At 67.3% G+C, this 15,176-nt stretch carries 18 protein-coding genes; 12 read left to right on the plus strand and 6 right to left on the minus strand.

Features of this window, described 5'->3' with window-relative positions:
• Positions 1-53: 53 nt before the first annotated feature.
• Both ACIPRI_RS18435 and purM read right to left on the minus strand, forming a co-directional pair.
• On the minus strand, positions 54-1,127 hold the full coding sequence (locus ACIPRI_RS18435; RefSeq protein WP_446622921.1) for an AI-2E family transporter: 1,074 nt from the start codon (positions 1,125-1,127) through the stop codon (positions 54-56).
• 24 nt (positions 1,128-1,151) lie between these two features.
• Positions 1,152-2,201, minus strand: coding sequence for a phosphoribosylformylglycinamidine cyclo-ligase (gene purM, locus ACIPRI_RS18440; RefSeq protein WP_446622922.1), 1,050 nt, complete (start codon positions 2,199-2,201; stop codon positions 1,152-1,154).
• Positions 2,202-2,344: 143 nt separating this feature from the next.
• Here purM and hda point away from each other — a divergent pair, with 143 nt between their 5' ends.
• The 5 genes from hda (at position 2,345) to ACIPRI_RS18465 (ending at position 6,909) form a co-directional block, all read left to right on the plus strand.
• Complete coding sequence (gene hda / locus ACIPRI_RS18445; RefSeq protein ID WP_446622923.1) at positions 2,345-3,031, plus strand: DnaA regulatory inactivator Hda; 687 nt, start codon at positions 2,345-2,347, stop codon at positions 3,029-3,031.
• Between the two features lie 35 nt (positions 3,032-3,066).
• A complete protein-coding gene (gene pcnB, locus ACIPRI_RS18450; RefSeq protein ID WP_446622924.1) occupies positions 3,067-4,659 on the plus strand; it encodes a polynucleotide adenylyltransferase PcnB in 1,593 nt (530 codons plus the stop codon).
• Complete coding sequence (gene folK / locus ACIPRI_RS18455; protein WP_446622925.1) at positions 4,656-5,114, plus strand: 2-amino-4-hydroxy-6-hydroxymethyldihydropteridine diphosphokinase; 459 nt, start codon at positions 4,656-4,658, stop codon at positions 5,112-5,114. Before pcnB ends, folK begins: the two co-directional genes overlap by 4 nt.
• A gap of 129 nt (positions 5,115-5,243) precedes the next feature.
• Positions 5,244-5,888 (plus strand): DUF47 domain-containing protein, encoded by a 645-nt coding sequence (locus ACIPRI_RS18460; RefSeq protein WP_446622926.1) that lies wholly within the window; start codon positions 5,244-5,246, stop codon positions 5,886-5,888.
• A gap of 10 nt (positions 5,889-5,898) precedes the next feature.
• Positions 5,899-6,909, plus strand: a complete 1,011-nt coding sequence (locus ACIPRI_RS18465; protein ID WP_446622927.1) for an anion permease — start codon at positions 5,899-5,901, stop codon at positions 6,907-6,909.
• 18 nt (positions 6,910-6,927) lie between these two features.
• On the opposite strand, the gene ACIPRI_RS18470 is transcribed toward ACIPRI_RS18465, so the two are convergent.
• Positions 6,928-7,374: a hypothetical protein gene (locus tag ACIPRI_RS18470; protein WP_446622928.1), complete on the minus strand. Its 447-nt coding sequence runs from the start codon at positions 7,372-7,374 to the stop codon at positions 6,928-6,930.
• Positions 7,371-7,898, minus strand: a complete 528-nt coding sequence (locus tag ACIPRI_RS18475) for an N-acetyltransferase family protein (protein ID WP_446622929.1) — start codon at positions 7,896-7,898, stop codon at positions 7,371-7,373. Before ACIPRI_RS18475 ends, ACIPRI_RS18470 begins: the two co-directional genes overlap by 4 nt.
• 134 nt (positions 7,899-8,032) lie before the next feature.
• On the opposite strand from ACIPRI_RS18475, the gene rpsP reads away from it, so the two are divergent.
• From rpsP to hisC, 7 genes are all read left to right on the plus strand, one after another.
• On the plus strand, positions 8,033-8,296 hold the full coding sequence (rpsP, locus tag ACIPRI_RS18480) for a 30S ribosomal protein S16 (protein ID WP_446622930.1): 264 nt from the start codon (positions 8,033-8,035) through the stop codon (positions 8,294-8,296).
• A 15-nt stretch (positions 8,297-8,311) separates the two neighbouring features.
• Positions 8,312-8,881, plus strand: coding sequence for a ribosome maturation factor RimM (gene rimM, locus ACIPRI_RS18485; protein WP_446622931.1), 570 nt, complete (start codon positions 8,312-8,314; stop codon positions 8,879-8,881).
• 8 nt (positions 8,882-8,889) lie between these two features.
• Positions 8,890-9,639 carry a tRNA (guanosine(37)-N1)-methyltransferase TrmD gene (gene trmD / locus ACIPRI_RS18490; protein ID WP_446622932.1) on the plus strand — a complete coding sequence of 250 codons (750 nt, stop codon included), beginning with the start codon at positions 8,890-8,892 and terminating at the stop codon, positions 9,637-9,639.
• 92 nt (positions 9,640-9,731) lie between these two features.
• A complete protein-coding gene (rplS, locus tag ACIPRI_RS18495) occupies positions 9,732-10,109 on the plus strand; it encodes a 50S ribosomal protein L19 (RefSeq protein WP_446622933.1) in 378 nt (125 codons plus the stop codon).
• A gap of 104 nt (positions 10,110-10,213) precedes the next feature.
• Entirely contained in the window at positions 10,214-10,942 is a 729-nt protein-coding gene (locus ACIPRI_RS18500; protein WP_446622934.1) for a CoA pyrophosphatase, read from the plus strand.
• A gap of 43 nt (positions 10,943-10,985) precedes the next feature.
• A complete protein-coding gene (locus tag ACIPRI_RS18505) occupies positions 10,986-11,987 on the plus strand; it encodes a CobD/CbiB family protein (RefSeq protein WP_446622935.1) in 1,002 nt (333 codons plus the stop codon).
• The gene (gene hisC / locus ACIPRI_RS18510; protein ID WP_446622936.1) at positions 11,987-13,075 is read left to right on the plus strand and encodes a histidinol-phosphate transaminase; all 1,089 of its coding nucleotides are present in this window, start codon (positions 11,987-11,989) and stop codon (positions 13,073-13,075) included. Before ACIPRI_RS18505 ends, hisC begins: the two co-directional genes overlap by 1 nt.
• Before the next feature lie 11 nt (positions 13,076-13,086).
• On the opposite strand, the gene ACIPRI_RS18515 is transcribed toward hisC, so the two are convergent.
• Together ACIPRI_RS18515 and rsgA are read right to left on the minus strand one after the other, a co-directional pair.
• Positions 13,087-14,214, minus strand: a complete 1,128-nt coding sequence (locus ACIPRI_RS18515) for a glycosyltransferase family 4 protein (protein ID WP_446622937.1) — start codon at positions 14,212-14,214, stop codon at positions 13,087-13,089.
• Positions 14,211-15,158: a ribosome small subunit-dependent GTPase A gene (gene rsgA / locus ACIPRI_RS18520; RefSeq protein ID WP_446622938.1), complete on the minus strand. Its 948-nt coding sequence runs from the start codon at positions 15,156-15,158 to the stop codon at positions 14,211-14,213. Before rsgA ends, ACIPRI_RS18515 begins: the two co-directional genes overlap by 4 nt.
• Between the last annotated feature and the right edge of the window lie 18 nt (positions 15,159-15,176).

A 15,176-nucleotide genomic window follows, 5' to 3' on the forward strand; every position in this document is an offset into this window, starting at 1 on the left:
ATGCAGGTCAAGGCGCCACGCACCGTCGGACCAGAACCGATCAAATCAGGACATCAGACCAGCTGGGCGGCCTGCAGTTCTTTCTTGAGGTAGGCGTAGAAGAGCGGCGCCGCCACCAGTCCGGCGGGGCCGAACACGGCCTCGGCCGCAAACATGACGGCCAGCAGTTCCCACACCGCCATCTGCGTGCGGCGACCGACCACCTTGGCATTGATGAGGTATTCGGCCTTGTGGATCAGGATCAGGAAGGCCAGGCAGGCCAGGCCCGTCAGCGGCGACACCGACAGGCCCACTACCGTGATCACGCCGTTGCACACCAGGTTGCCGACGATGGGCACCAGCCCGGCCAGGAAGGTCAGTGTGATCAGCGCCGGCGTGTAGGGCAGGTGCAGGTTCCACATCGGCAGCACGAAGAGCAGGAAGACGGCTGTCAGCGCGGTGTTGAAGGTGGCGATCCAGAACTGCGCCGCCACGATCTGGCGGAAGGCCTCGCCGAACAGCCCGGTGCGTTCGCGCAGCGCCTGCGTCAGCGGCCCGGAGGCCACGGCCCGGTGGCTGACGGCGGCCAGCCCGCCCACGATCAGGCCGACGTAGGCGAACAGCAGGGCATTGAGCCAGGAGCGGCCGGCCAGCGCCAGGGAGCCGGCTTGCGCGCTCAGGTACTTGGCCACCAGGCGCTGCAGGTCGGCCGTGCCGTCGGGCAGGTAGACGGCGATGTCGGTCGGCAGCTTGGAGCGCAGCTCCAACACCGTGCGCGCGGTGTAGTCCAGCAACTCGCGGTATTGGGCAGGTGCGTAGAGCATCACCTCGCGCGACTGCGACAGCGTGCCGGTCAGGATGGCGATGGGCGAAAGCAGCAACAGCGTCACCGCCAGCGTGTCGGCCAGAAGGCCCAGGCGCGCAGGCGCCACGCGGTGCGCGCAGATGCGCAGCAGGCCGGCCAGGATCCAGCGCGAGAGCCAGCGCACCGCGAGAAAGCCGATGCACACGGCCAGCAGGCCGGTCAGCAGGTGCGCCGTCATGCACACCAGCAGGGCACTGGCCATCAGCGCGTAGCTGGCCATCAGCACGGGGCGCGAGAACGCGCGCTCGCGCGTTGTCAGCGGGAACGCGGGCGGGTTCTCCATCGCGGTGGTGCCGGCGCTTGCCGCTCAGGCGACGACGACGGCGGCGCCCTGGCCGCGCTCGGCGATGACGCCGATCTCATGCACGCTTTCGCCGGCGGCGCGCAGGGTGTCGGCGCAGGCCTTGGCATGGGCGGCGTCGATCACCACCACCATGCCGATGCCGTTGTTGAAGGTGCGATTCATCTCGATGTCGTCGATGCCGGCCACCTTCTGCAGCCAGGCGAAAAGCTCGGTTTGCGGCCAGCTGCCCTTCTTCAGGTGCGCGGCAGTGCCTTCGGGCAGCACGCGCGGAATGTTCTCCAAGAGGCCGCCGCCGGTGATGTGGGCCAGCGCCTTGATCGGGTGCTTGCCCAGCGCCTCCAGCACAGGCTTCACGTACAGGTGGGTGGGTTCCATCACTGCTTCGCGAAAGGGCTTGCCGTCGAGCTTGGCGGGCAGCTCGCTACCGGATTGTTGGGCGCGCTCGATCACCTTGCGCACTAGGCTGAAGCCGTTGGAATGCACGCCGCTGGAGGCCAGGCCCAGCACCACGTCGCCCGCCTTCACGCTCGCGCCGGTGAGGATCTTGGACTTCTCGACCGCGCCGACCGCAAAGCCCGCCAGGTCGTATTCGCCGGCCGGGTACATGCCGGGCATTTCGGCGGTCTCGCCGCCGATCAGGGCGCAGCCGCTGAGTTCGCAGCCGCGCGCGATGCCGCCGACCACGGCGGCGGCGGTGTCCACGTCCAGCTTGCCGCAAGCGAAATAATCGAGGAAGAAGAGCGGCTCGGCGCCCTGCACCAGCACGTCGTTCACGCTCATGGCCACCAGGTCGATGCCCACCGTGTCGTGCATGTTCCATTCGAAGGCCAGCTTGAGCTTGGTGCCCACGCCGTCGGTGCCGCTCACGAGCACCGGCTCCTTGTAGCGCTTGGGCACCTCGAACAGCGCGCCGAAGCCGCCGATGCCGGCCAGCACGCCCTCGCGCATGGTCTTCTTGGCCAAGGGCTTGATGCGGTCGACCAGGGCGTCTCCCGCGTCGATGTCGACGCCGGCATCCTTGTAGCTGAGCGGGGTGGAAGAGGCGGAAGTCATGGCGTGAAGGAGGGGAATTGGGAAGAAGGAAATCGGACCCTGTGTGGCCTTGCGCGGCGGCGTCCAAAGCCGGGCCGATAGAATTCCGCACGATTTTAAGGGCCTGGGGCAGCACACCCGGGCCATCCAGGAACCCCTTTCGCATGAAGCAGCTCGCGCTCGACATCGGCTTGACGACGGGTCCGACGCTCGAAGGCTACTTCGCGGGACCCAACGAAGCGGCCTTGCGCCACCTCCAGCTTTGGCTGGGCGGCACCGGACACGCCACCCTTCACTCGCCCGTCCCCACCTACCTGTGGGGCGAGAGCGGCAGCGGCAAGTCGCACCTGCTGGGCGGCGTGGGCGCGGCGTTGTCCGCGCAGGGTGCGCGGGTCGGCTGGCTGCATGCCGATCTGCACGAACCGCCCGAATTCGACGAAGACTGGGTGGCAGTGGTGATGGACGACGTCGACCGTTACAGTGCGGTGCAGCAGCACGCTGCCTTCAACTGGTTCGTCAACGCCCAAAGCCTGCAGCGCGGCGTGATGGCCGCCGGCAGCCTGCCGCCGGCCGACCTGCCATTGCGAGAGGACCTGCGCACCCGCCTGGGCTGGGGCCATGTGTTTGCCCTGCAGGTGCTGACCGAGGAGGAGCGCCGTGCGGTGCTGCGCCAGGCGGCGGATGCGCGTGGCCTGATGCTCACCGACGACGTGCTCAACTACATGCTGCACCGATTCAGCCGCGATCTGGGCAGCCTGATGGAATTGCTGGTCCAGCTCGACGGCTTCGCGCTGCAGACGCAACGCGCCATCACCATCCCGCTCATCCGAGCCATGCTCGAAAATGAATGAAGGCCCGAAAAAGGGCCTTCCAAGAAATAAATTCAATGATCAAGAAATTCATCGACAAGCTGCTGGGCAAATCCAACGGCGCCGGCGCCAAGACGCGCTTCGGCAAGCGCCAGGCGCATGACGCCAGCGTGCACGGCATCGACCCGGCGCTGGTGGATGAGCGCGCCAGGAATGTCGTGACCACGCTGCAAGACGCCGGCTACGAGGCCTACGTGGTGGGCGGCGCCGTGCGCGACCTGCTCCTGGGCCTGCGGCCCAAGGACTTCGACGTGGCGACCAATGCCACGCCTGAGCAGGTCAAGGCGCTGTTCCGGCGCGCTTTCATCATCGGCCGGCGCTTTCGCATCGTGCACGTGGTGTATGGCCGCGGGCGCGAGCACGAGGTAATCGAGGTCTCGACCTTCCGCGCCTACATGGACAACGCCGCCGCCGAGCAGGTCTCGGGCAACGAGCGCACCAGCAAGGGCGAGCTGGCCGCCATGAAGCATGCAGTGGATGCCAGCGGCCGAGTGCTGCGCGACAACGTCTGGGGCCCGCAGGACGAGGACGCCGCGCGCCGCGACTTCACCGTCAACGCCATGTACTACGACCCGGCCAACCAGATCGTGGTGGACTATCACAACGGCCTGAAAGACGCCAGGAAGCTGGTGCTGCGCATGATCGGCGACCCGGCCACGCGCTACCGCGAAGACCCGGTGCGCATCATTCGCGCCATCCGCTTCTCCGCCAAGCTGGCCGCGCTGGGCTTCAAGCTGGAAGCCAAGACCGCCGCTCCGCTGGTGGAAATGAGCCAGCTGCTGGCCGACGTGCCGCAAAGCCGGCTGTTCGACGAGATGCTCAAGCTCTTGCAGACCGGCCATTCGCTGGCCACCGTGGCGCAACTGCGCACGCTGGGGCTGGAGCGCGGCATCTACCCGCTGCTGGACGTGGTGGTGGAACGGGCCGACCTGCCTTTCGTCAAGGCGGCGCTGCAGGACACGGATCGCCGCGTCGGCGAGGGCAAGCCGGTGGCGCCCAGCTTCCTTTTGGCCTGCGTGCTGTGGAAGGATGTGCGCGATGGCTGGGCCCAGCGCATGGAGGGCCGCCACGGCCAGCGCGGCCAGCCGCCGTTCCCCGCCCTGCAGGACGCGATCGACGACGTGTTCAACGCGCGCATCGGCGACGTCTCGGGCCGCGGCAAGCTGGCGGCCGACATGCGCGAGATCTGGATGATGCAGCCGCGCTTCGACAAGCGCAGCGGTGCCACGCCCTACAGCCTGGTCGAGCAGGCGCGTTTCCGTGCCGCCTTCGACTTCATGCGCCTGCGCGCCGACGTGGGCGAGGTCAGCGAGGCGATTGCCGAGTGGTGGCAGGAATTCAGCACCGCCGACGACCTGCGCAGGCAAGACCTCTTGGACCAGGTCCGTGAAGAGCAACACCAGAAGGGCCGCCGCGTCCACACCCGCGCACCGAAGCGCGAGCCGGTCGAGGCGGCCGAGGCGGCCGAGGCAGCCGCTTCCTTTCCGGCTGCCGACGCGCCCGCCGGCGAAGAGGGCGGCGAAGCAAGCGCGCCGCGCAAGCGCAGGCGCCGCCGCAAGCCGCGCACCGGCGGCGGCGCGCAAGACGGCGGCGCTGCGAGCGCGGAATGAGCACGACGGCCTATGTCGCGATCGGCGCCAACCTGGGCGACGCGCGGCAGACGGTCCGCAACGCCATCGAGGCGCTGAACGCCTTGCCGCAAAGCCGTGTGGCGGCGCAATCTTCGCTCTATCGCACCGCGCCGGTGGACGCCAGCGGGCCCGATTTCATCAATGCCGTGGTGGCGCTGGAAACCGGCCTCGAACCCCTGGCCCTGCTGGCCGAACTGCAGGCCATCGAAACGCGGGCCGGGCGCGAGCGGCCCTACCGCAACGCACCGCGCACCCTTGATCTCGACCTGCTGAGCTGTGGCGACCAGGTGATGGATGCGCCCACCCTGACCCTGCCGCATCCGCGCATGCACCAGCGCGCCTTCGTGCTGGTGCCGCTGGCAGAGATCGCGCCCGATCGGGTTTCGCCCGAGCAACTGGCCGCAGTCGCCAGCCAGGCCATTCAGCGGCTCTGACCGCCGCGCAAGCGTCGATCGACCGGCCCGACGGACGGCCGATCCGGGTTTATACGGGGCAATTACACTCGCGGGTTCCGTGCGTGTCATCAAACTGACATAAAACAACTTCCCCAAGGGATCCACGCCATGTTCGGCAAGCTGCTGCCCCGCGAGGGCAATTTTTTCGAAATGTTCAACCAGCATGCCGAGCGCATCGTTGAGGCCGGCCGCGCCTTCGAGCAACTGGTGGCCAACTACAACGACCTGCACCTGCGCGAGCAATACAACCGCGACGTGGACAACGCCGAGCGCGCCGCCGATCGCGTGACGCATGACGTCAACCGCCTGCTGCACAAGACCTTCATCACCCCGATCGACCGCGAGCAGATCCACAAGCTGATCAACACGATGGACGACGTGGCCGACCTGATCCAGGATTCGGCCGAAACCATGGCGCTGTACGACGTGCGCCACATGACGGAAGAGATTACCCGCCTGACCACGCTCAGCGTGAAGTCCTGCGAGCGCGTGAAGGATGCCGTCAAGTACCTGGGCAAGATCACCGACCCGGCCACCGCGGAAGCCACGCTCAAGGCCTGCGAGGAGATCGACCGGCTCGAGTCCGACGCCGACCGCGTCATGCGCAGCGCGATGAGCAAGCTGTTCCGCGAAGAGCCGGACGTGCGCGAAGTGATCAAGCTCAAGGCCATCTACGAGCTGCTCGAGACCATCACGGACAAGTGCGAGGACGTCGCCAACGTGATCGAGGGCATCGTCCTCGAAAACTCCTGAGCGGCGTGCCATGACGACCGTCCAGGCCAGCCTCTGGTTGGTGATCCTGCTCGTGGGCCTTGCGCTGGCCTTCGACTTCATGAACGGCTTCCATGACGCGGCCAATTCCATTGCCACGGTGGTTTCCACCGGCGTGCTCAAGCCGGCGCATGCGGTGTTGTTCGCGGCCTTCTTCAACCTGATCGCGATCGGGGTGTTCCACCTGAGCGTGGCCGCCACCGTGGGCAAGGGCATCGTCGAGCCGGGCATCGTCGACGTGCACGTGGTGTTCGGCGCCCTGATCGGCGCCATCACCTGGAACCTGGTGACCTGGTACTACGGCATTCCCAGCAGCTCCTCGCATGCGCTGATCGGCGGCATCGTGGGTTCGGTGATGGCCAAGGCCGGCTCCGGCGCGCTGCTGGGCGCTGGCATCCTGAAGACGGTGGCCTTCATCTTCGTTTCGCCGCTGCTGGGCTTTCTGCTGGGCGCGCTGATGATGGTGGCGGTTGCCTGGGTGTTCCGCCTTTCCACCCCGTCGCGCGTGGACCGGTGGTTTCGCCGCCTTCAGCTGGTTTCGGCCGGCGCCTACAGCCTGGGCCACGGCGGCAACGACGCGCAAAAGACCATCGGCATCATCTGGATGCTGCTGATCGCCACCGGTCATGCCGCGGCCGGCGAGGCGGCGCCGCCCGCCTGGACCATCGTGAGCTGCTATACGGCGATTGCCCTGGGCACCATGTTCGGCGGCTGGCGTATCGTCAAAACGATGGGCCAGAAGATCACCAAGCTCAAGCCGGTGGGGGGCTTTTGCGCCGAGACCGGCGGAGCGCTGACCCTGTTCCTGGCCACCGCGCTGGGCATTCCGGTATCGACAACCCACACCATCACCGGCGCCATCGTCGGTGTGGGCGCCGCTCAGCGCGCGAGCGCGGTGCGCTGGGGCGTGGCGGGCAACATCGTCTGGGCCTGGATCTTCACCATTCCTGCCTCGGCCTTCGTGGCGGCGGTTGCGTACTGGGTCAGCTTGCAGTTGTTCTGAGGGAAGCCCGCCGGGCCCTCACTGCGAAATCCTGCGGCCTTCCTCGACCTGGTGCTCGAAGTAGCGCTGGAAGCTGAAGGCGATGCTGGCCATCAACACGCTGGCGCCCACGAAGAGCGAGATCACCACCGCGCCGACGGTCAGCCAGCCGGTGCGGCCGGCCGGTGCATCGGCCGGCGCCTGCGGGTTGTAGCGGGCATTCCATTTTTCCGGCGCCATCAGGCCGTAGACGATGGCCGTGAGGGCGCATCCGGCGATGGTGAAGCCCAGCATCGGGATCAGCAGCCAGCTCAGGCCGTCGTCCAGGCCGAGCTGGCGGGCGCGTTCGATGCCGTATAGCCCGAGGGCCGTGGGGACCGGCAGCAGCCAGCCCAGCATGTCGCCGAAACCGCGCAGGTAGAAGCGGTGCAGGCCCAGCGGGCCGCCCAGGAAGGCCAGCCAGGCCGCGACGGTCTTGCTCTTCATTCGGGGCGGGTGGTGCTGCCGGCGCCGATGACTTTTTCCATCAGCACGATGTCGCGCCACTCGCCGAACTTCCAGCCGCAGTCCTTGATGACGCCCACGTGGCTGAAGCCCTGCTTGCGGTGCACGCTGACCGAGCCGACGTTGGCCGAGTCGCCGATCACGGCGATCAGCTTGCGCACGCCGACAGCTTCGGCGGCCTGCTCGAGGGCGGCCAGCAACTGGGCACCCACGCCCTGGCCGCGTGCCGCGTCGGCGATGTAGATCGAATCTTCTGCCGAGAAGCGGTAGGCCGGACGCGGCTTGAACCAGTTGCAGTAGGCAAAACCCAAGAGCTCGTCGTCGCGTTCGGCCACCAGGTAGGGCAGGTTCTTGGCCAGCACGTCGGCACGGCGCGCGGCCATGTCCGCGGCGCTGGGCGGCTCGGTCTCGAAGGTGCCGGTGCCGTGCAGCACATGGTGGGCGTAGATGGCGGAAATGGCGTCGACGTCAGCGTCGCGACTGGCTCGGATGGTGAAAGGGGGCATGAAATTGCGCGCTCGGGCTATAATCGTAGGCTTTTCAGCGTGTCGCTGGCCGGGTGGCCATGTCGCGTGTCTCAACGCTGAAGGAAAAAAGCCGGCGGACTTTTGCACCGCCAGCTCCACCCGAAGGATAAATCATGGTCGTCATTCGACTCTCCCGCGGCGGCTCCAAGGGCCGTCCGTTCTTCAACATCGTCGTTGCCGACAAGCGCGTGCGTCGCGACGGCCGCTTCATCGAGCGTCTGGGTTTCTACAACCCCGCCGCCAAGGAAAACGAAGAAAGCATCCGCATTGCCCAGGACCGCCTGGCCTACTGGAAGAGCGTTGGCGCCCAAGCTTCGCCCACGGTCGTTCGCCTGATCAAGCAAGCCGCCGCTGCAGCCCCTAAGGCCGCCGCCTAAGCTTTGGCCACGGCCATGCTGCCCGCGCTCGAAGTCGCCGAACTGCCGGCGGATGCGATCGAAGTCGGGCGCATCGCCGATGCATGGGGCATCAAGGGCTGGTTCAAGGTCTTGCCCCACAGCGCCCAACCCGAGGCGCTTTTTTCTTCCAAGCGCTGGTTCTTGAAGCCGCCCGGTGCGGCTGCCGATGCCAGCGCTGCGTTCCGCCTCCCGATCAGCGAGGCCAAGGAACATTCCGACTGCATCGTCGCCTCGTCGCCCGAGGTGCCCGACCGTAACGCCGCCGAGGCGCTGCGCGGCGCCCGCGTGTTCGTGCCGCGTTCGAGCTTTCCTTCCGTCGGTGATGACGAGTACTACTGGGTCGACCTGATCGGCCTTTCGGTCGTCAACCGCGAGGGCGTGGTCCTGGGCGCCGTGCGCGAACTGCTGGCCACCGGCCCGCAGACCACGCTGGTGCTCGAGCAGCCGCAGGAAGGCGAGGGCGCCAAGCCGGTCGAGCGGATGATTCCCTTCGTCAGCGCCTTCGTCGACAAGGTCGACCTGGCCGGCCGCACCATCCTGGTCGACTGGCAGGCGGACTACTAAGCGCCGCCATGCGCTTCGACGTCCTGACGCTCTTTCCCGAGCTCTTCAAGCCCTTCTTCGAAATCGGTGTGACCCGCCGTGCCTTCGAGTCCAGGCAGGTCGAGGTGGTGCTGTGGAACCCGCGCGACTTTGCCGAAGGCAACTACCGCCGCGTGGACGACCGGCCCTTTGGCGGCGGCCCCGGCATGGTGATGATGGCCGAGCCGCTATCGGCTTGCCTCGATGCGGCGCAAGCCGCCCGCGGCGGCGATGCGGCGCCGGTGCTGCTGTTTTCGCCTATCGGCGAGACCTTGCGCCATGAAGTGATCGAGCAATGGTCCGTCAGCAGCGGCGCCGTGCTGGTGTGCGGTCGCTACGAGGGCATCGACCAGCGCTTCATCGACACGCGGGTCACGCACCAGCTGAGCCTGGGCGACTTCGTGCTCTCCGGGGGCGAGATTGCCGCCATGGCGCTGCTCGATGCCGTTGCGCGCCTGCAGCCCGGCGTGCTGGGCGACGAGGCCAGCCATGTGCAGGACAGCTTCAACCCGGCCCTGGACGGCCTGCTCGATTGCCCGCACTACACCCGCCCCGAAGTGTGGAACGGCCAGGTGGTGCCGGCGCCGCTGATGTCCGGCAACCATGCTCAGATCGAACGTTGGCGGCGCGACCAGCGGCTGGCCATCTCGCAGGCCAGGCGCCCCGAACTGGTGGTCGTCGCGCGCGCCGCAGGCCGCCTGTCCAAGCTGGATGAAGCGGCGCTCAAAAAAAAGCTATAATCTTTGGCTCCCCGATCCTCTGGCCGGCCGCGGCAACGCAGATGCAATGCCGCCTTTAGCGCAGCGCGGTCACGATCGAACGGCAGGAAAGAATGAACCTCATCCAGACTCTCGAGCAGGAAGAAATTGCGCGCCTTGGCCGCAAGATCCCTGAATTTGCCCCCGGTGACACGGTCATCGTCAGCGTCAACGTCGTCGAAGGCAACCGCAAGCGCGTGCAGGCCTACGAAGGCGTGGTGATTGCCAAGCGCAATCGCGGCCTGAACAGCGGCTTCACGGTGCGCAAGATCTCCAGTGGCGAAGGCGTGGAGCGTACCTTCCAGACCTACAGCCCTCTGATCGCCGGCATCGAAGTCAAGCGCCGCGGCGATGTGCGCCGCGCCAAGCTTTACTACCTGCGCGATCGCAGCGGCCGTTCGGCCCGCATCAAGGAAAAGCTGCCGGGCAAGGCGCCGACCGCCGCGAAGTAATTTCCGCTTCGCAGCAGGCACAGCCCTCGCACGAAAAAAGCCGCCGACATGGCGGCTTTTTGCTTTTCTGCCTTAATCAATCCTTCATCGACAAGAACCACAACTTGAGCGTTCCCCTTCCTCCCGCCTCCGCCAGCCCGGTCGAACCGATCAACGCGGTCTCGCTGCGCGCCTTCGATCCGCATGGCGTGCCCGTGGTCGCGATCGACAGCGACTTGCCCGCGGTGGCGGCGGACCGCCTGACGGCGCAGGCGCTGCGCGCGCGCTTTGCCAATCCCCCGAAGTGGACGCCCGAAGTGCGGCGGGAGCCCAAGCTGGACGGGCGCGTGCCGGCGCAGGCCGCGGTGCTGGTTCCCATCGTGCAGCGCGAGCGGCCCACGGTGTTGCTGACCGAGCGCTCGTCCAAAATGAGCACGCACTCGGGCCAGGTGGCCTTCCCGGGCGGGCGCGTGGACCCGACCGATCCCAACATCGCCGCTGCTGCCCTGCGCGAGGCTTGGGAAGAGGTGGGCCTGTCGGCCGACTACATCGAGGTGCTTGGCAGCCTGCCCACCTACACCACCATCACTTCCTTCGTCGTGACGCCGGTGGTGGCGCTGGTGCGGCCCGGCTTCGAGCTCACGCTCAATCCCTACGAAGTGGCCGATGCCTTCGAAGTTCCGCTCGATTTCCTCATGAACCCGGCGCACCACCGCCGCCATGCCATGGTGGGCGAGGGCTTGAACGCGCGCCAGTGGTTTTCCATGCCCTACCAGGACGGACTGCACGAGCGCTTCGTCTGGGGTGCCACGGCGGGCATGCTGCGCAATTTCTATCGCTACTTGAGCGCTTAGCGCGGACCGAGGGCACTTCATGCCTGTCGCTATCATTGAGCGCATGAGCTTTTTTGCCATCCTGTGCGCCTTGCTGATCGAACAGGTGCGTCCGCTGGGTTATCACAACCCGGTGTACGCAGGCGTGCTCGATTGGACGCGCTGGATCAGCCGCAACTTCGACGCTGGCAAGCCGCAGCACGGCTGGGTCGCCTGGAGCCTGGCGGTGCTGGTGCCGACCTTCGCCGCGCTGGGCGTGCACTGGCTGCTGGTGCTGACCCTGGGACTGCCTTTTGCAGTGCTCTGGAACATCGCGCTCTTGTACGTCACCCTGGGCTTTCGCCAGTTCAGCCACCACTTCACCGGCATCCGCGACGCGCTGGAAGAGGGCGACGAGCCGCTGGCGCGCTCGCTGCTGGCGCACTGGCAACATATCGATGCGGCCAACCTGCCGCGCAGCGAGATCGTGCGGCATGTGATCGAGCATTCGGTGATCGCCGCGCATCGGCATGTCTTTGGCGTGCTGGCCTGGTTCTCCATCCTGGCGGCCATCGGCCTGGGGCCGGCGGGCGCGGTCTTCTACCGCATGAGCGAATTCGTGGCGCGCTACTGGGCCCACAAGAGCGCCAACACCCTGCAGCCGGCCAGCAGCCACGTGCAGGCCGCTTCGCAGCGTGCCTGGGCAGCCATCGACTGGCTGCCGGCACGCATCACGGCGCTGGGCTTTGCCGTGGTGGGCAGCTTCGAGGAAGCCATCGACTGCTGGCGCAACGACGCCGACCGCTTTCCCAACCAGAACGACGGCGTGATCCTGGCCGCGACCTCGGGCGCGGTGAACGTGCGCCTGGGCGGCGGTGCGCTGCGCAGCGAGGCCGTGCTCGATCCCCTGCAAAGCGCGCAGGCCGGTGAGTCGGTGATCGGTGGCCTGCCGCCCGACAGCGGCAGCACGCCGGGCCGCGAGCCCGAGCCGGCCCATCTGCGCAGCGTGGTGGGGCTGGTCTGGCGCTCGGTCGTGATGTGGCTGGTGTTGCTGGCGCTGCTGACCCTGGCGCGCCTGCTGGGCTGATGCCGCTGCGACCCGAAGAGTTCTGGAGCCCGCGCGTCCGCGCGCTGCAGCCCTATGTGCCCGGGGAGCAGCCGCGCATCGCCGGCCTGGTCAAGCTCAACACCAACGAGAACCCCTATCCGCCGTCGCCGGCTGTGCTGGACGCGATCCTGCAAGCCGCTGGCGACTCGCTGGCCTTGTATCCCGATCCGGAGTCGCTGGCGCTGCGCGAGGCCGTTGCGCGCCGGCATGGCCTGACGCCGGAACAGGTCTTCGCCGGCAATGGCTCGGACGAGGTGCTGGCGCACGCCTTCTTCGCCTTCTTCCAGCAGCGCGAGCCGCTGCTGATGCCGGACATCACCTACAGCTTCTATCGCGTCTACGCGCAGCTCTACGACATCCAAACGGTCTTGCACCCGGTCGACGAGGGCTTGCGTATCGATGTGGCTGCCCTGGCCGCCCGGGCAGGCGAAGGCTGCGGCGGCATCGTGCTGGCCAATCCGAATGCGCCCACGGGCATCGGCCTGCCCTTGTCCGATATCGAGCAACTGTTGCTGGCCTGTCCGCACCGCGTGGTGTTGGTCGACGAGGCCTACGTCGATTTCGGTGGCCACAGCGCCTTGCCGCTGATCGCGCGCTTTCCGAATCTGCTGGTGGTGCAGACGCTGTCCAAATCGCGATCGCTGGCCGGCCTGCGCGTCGGCTTCGCCTGCGGGCAGGCGCATCTGATCGAGGCGCTCACGCGGGTCAAGAACAGCTTCAACTCCTACCCACTTGGCCGCCTGGCGCAGGCCGGTGCCATCGCCGCATTGGACGACGAAGCCTGGTTCGCCAAGACCCGCGCTGCCGTGATCGACACCCGCGAAGGCATGGTGCTGGCGCTGGAAGACCTGGGCTTCGAGGTGCTGCCGTCGCAGGCCAACTTCGTGTTCGCGCGCCATCCCAAGCGCGACGCCGGGGAGTTGGCGGCCTTGCTGCGCCAGCGCGCAGTGCTGGTGCGCTATTTCCGGCAGCCCCGCATCGAGCAGTTCCTGCGCATCAGCGTGGGCACGCGCGACCAGTGCGCGGCGCTGCTTGCCGCGCTGGCCGACGCGCTGCGGGCCGCCTGACTAGACGCAGCCTAGACGCAGCCGACCGTCGCGCGCAGCAAGTCGATGTACTGATCGACAAAGCGCTCGGGCGCGAACAGGGCCGCGCGCTGCAAGGCACGCTGCCCCAGCATTTGGCGCAGCTGCGGCTCTGCCAGCAGGCGCAGCATGCAATTGGCCAGCCCCTGCGCATCGCCGTTGGGAAAGCGCAGTCCGGCATCGCCGGCGCATTCCGCCAGCCCTCCTTGCTCGGACACGATGAGGCCGCGGCCGGCGGCCATCAGTTCGACCGCCACGCCGCCCATCGGCTCCTGCCAGGCGGAGGGCACGATGCCGACGGCGCCCTTGCCCACCCATTCCACCAGCGAGCTGCCGCTTTGGCGGCCGGCGAAATGGACGTCGCCATCCAAGCCAAGCGATCGGGCCAGCTGCTGCATCTGCGGCAGGCGGTCGCCGTCGCCGATGAGGAGCAGGCGGGGTCTCTTGGGCGCTTGCGCGACGACGCGGGCAAAGGCCTGGATCAGCGTGTCCACGCCTTTCTCGGACACCATGCGGCCAAGATAGACGAAGTCGAATTCCGCCTGGTTCGCCGGCGCCGCGTCGCGAAATCGATCGATGGGAAAAGGGTTGTAGATCTGGACCTGGCGCGGCAGCGGCTGTGCCTTGGCCATCCACTGCGTGATGGCGACATGCCGATCTACCAGGTGGCGGGCCACCGCGCGCCGGACCATCAGCTTGAGCCCGCGCAGCGATCCGCGCACCACACCGTCCTGGCGCGCATGGAAGCGCAGGGATGCCCAGGGCGTCACTGGCGCCGCCTGGCCGTCGACCCAGCCCAGTCCGTCGATGCAGGAGACCTGGTAGCCCACGTGCACCCAGATGAAGGGCTTGCGCGAGAGGATCAGCCAGGGCTGAAGCGCGAGGCTGGCGCCGTTGAACAGCACCACATCGGCCCAGTTGATCAACGCGCGCACGCGCGCCGCCGTGGGTCGGCGGACGACCTCGAAGGGAAATTCGACGCCTTCGGTACCTTTTGGCGTGCTCGTCACCAGGACGCATTCGACACCGCGCTGGACGAGCCCTTCCGCCAGCGTTCGTGAAACGGTCTCGACGCCGCCGGTCGAAGGCAGGAAGACGTGGGAGTAGAGCAGCACCTTCATGGGTAGCGCCGTTGGCTCAGCTCGTCGAACAATTCTCCGTAGATGCGGTAGCGCGAGGCTTCGATGGCGCCCGGCTGCGCCGCTGTTTGTACATGGGCGATCACGCCGCACCCGGGTTCATGCAGATGGGTGCAGTTATAGAACTTGCAGTCGTTCGCGTGTTCGGCAATGTCCGGCATCAGCCGGGCCAGTTGCATGGGCTCGATATGGTGAAGGCCGAATTCCTGGAAGCCGGGCGAATCGATCAAGGCGGTGCCGGCATCGCGGTCGACCCAGTACCAAGTGGTGCTGGTGGTGGTGTGGCGGCCCGAGTTGAGCGCCTGCGAGATTTCGCCGGTTTGCGCCGCGGCGCCGGGCACCAGCAGGTTGATCAGGGTGCTCTTGCCGGCGCCCGAAGGACCCAGCACCAGCGTCGTCTTGCCGGCGAGGCGCTTTTGCAGCGTGGCCTTGTCGATTTCGCCCGACGCGGTGAGCGACAGCGGCAGCACCCCGTGGTGCATGCGCCGATAGGGCGCAAGCCGGGCCCAGGCGCGCTCGAAGGGCGCGACCAGGTCACTCTTGTTCAGGGCGATGATGGGCGTGATGCCCTCGGCCTGCGCCGCGATGAGCGCGCGCGCCAGCTGGTGCTCGGAGAACTCGGGCTCGGCGGCGATCAGGATCAGCACATGGTCGAGGTTGGCCGCAAAGGACTTGGTGCGGATCTCGTCCTGCCGGTAGAACAGGTTGCGCCTGGGCTCGACCTGCTCGACCGTGCCTTCGTCCTCGCTCGCCTGCCACAAGACGCGGTCGCCCACCACGGCCTGGCTCTTCTTGCCGCGCGGGTGGCAGATCAGCCGCTTGCCGTCGGACTTCTCGACCAGGCAATGGCGCCCGTGGCTGGCCACGACCAGGCCCGGCTGCAAGGCCGCCGCCCTGGCGTTGCCGGCCTTAGCGGGCCGCGCCATGCGCACGTGCCTTGTTTG

The organism is Variovorax sp. LARHSF232, from assembly GCF_052871435.1.

Bases quoted from the DNA above. Each gene is read 5' to 3' on its own strand.
- purM (WP_446622922.1), bottom strand. From the start codon at position 2,201: ATGACTTCCGCCTCTTCCACCCCGCTCAGCTACAAGGATGCCGGCGTC.
- rplS (WP_446622933.1), top strand. From the start codon at position 9,732: ATGAACCTCATCCAGACTCTCGAGCAGGAAGAAATTGCGCGCCTTGGC.
- ACIPRI_RS18435 (WP_446622921.1), bottom strand. From the start codon at position 1,127: ATGGAGAACCCGCCCGCGTTCCCGCTGACAACGCGCGAGCGCGCGTTC.
- rimM (WP_446622931.1), top strand. From the start codon at position 8,312: ATGCTGCCCGCGCTCGAAGTCGCCGAACTGCCGGCGGATGCGATCGAA.
- ACIPRI_RS18460 (WP_446622926.1), top strand. From the start codon at position 5,244: ATGTTCGGCAAGCTGCTGCCCCGCGAGGGCAATTTTTTCGAAATGTTC.
- pcnB (WP_446622924.1), top strand. From the start codon at position 3,067: ATGATCAAGAAATTCATCGACAAGCTGCTGGGCAAATCCAACGGCGCC.
- trmD (WP_446622932.1), top strand. From the start codon at position 8,890: ATGCGCTTCGACGTCCTGACGCTCTTTCCCGAGCTCTTCAAGCCCTTC.
- rsgA (WP_446622938.1), bottom strand. From the start codon at position 15,158: ATGGCGCGGCCCGCTAAGGCCGGCAACGCCAGGGCGGCGGCCTTGCAG.
- ACIPRI_RS18515 (WP_446622937.1), bottom strand. From the start codon at position 14,214: ATGAAGGTGCTGCTCTACTCCCACGTCTTCCTGCCTTCGACCGGCGGC.
- rpsP (WP_446622930.1), top strand. From the start codon at position 8,033: ATGGTCGTCATTCGACTCTCCCGCGGCGGCTCCAAGGGCCGTCCGTTC.
- hda (WP_446622923.1), top strand. From the start codon at position 2,345: ATGAAGCAGCTCGCGCTCGACATCGGCTTGACGACGGGTCCGACGCTC.
- hisC (WP_446622936.1), top strand. From the start codon at position 11,987: ATGCCGCTGCGACCCGAAGAGTTCTGGAGCCCGCGCGTCCGCGCGCTG.
- ACIPRI_RS18505 (WP_446622935.1), top strand. From the start codon at position 10,986: ATGAGCTTTTTTGCCATCCTGTGCGCCTTGCTGATCGAACAGGTGCGT.
- ACIPRI_RS18470 (WP_446622928.1), bottom strand. From the start codon at position 7,374: ATGAAGAGCAAGACCGTCGCGGCCTGGCTGGCCTTCCTGGGCGGCCCG.
- ACIPRI_RS18465 (WP_446622927.1), top strand. From the start codon at position 5,899: ATGACGACCGTCCAGGCCAGCCTCTGGTTGGTGATCCTGCTCGTGGGC.
- ACIPRI_RS18475 (WP_446622929.1), bottom strand. From the start codon at position 7,898: ATGCCCCCTTTCACCATCCGAGCCAGTCGCGACGCTGACGTCGACGCC.
- folK (WP_446622925.1), top strand. From the start codon at position 4,656: ATGAGCACGACGGCCTATGTCGCGATCGGCGCCAACCTGGGCGACGCG.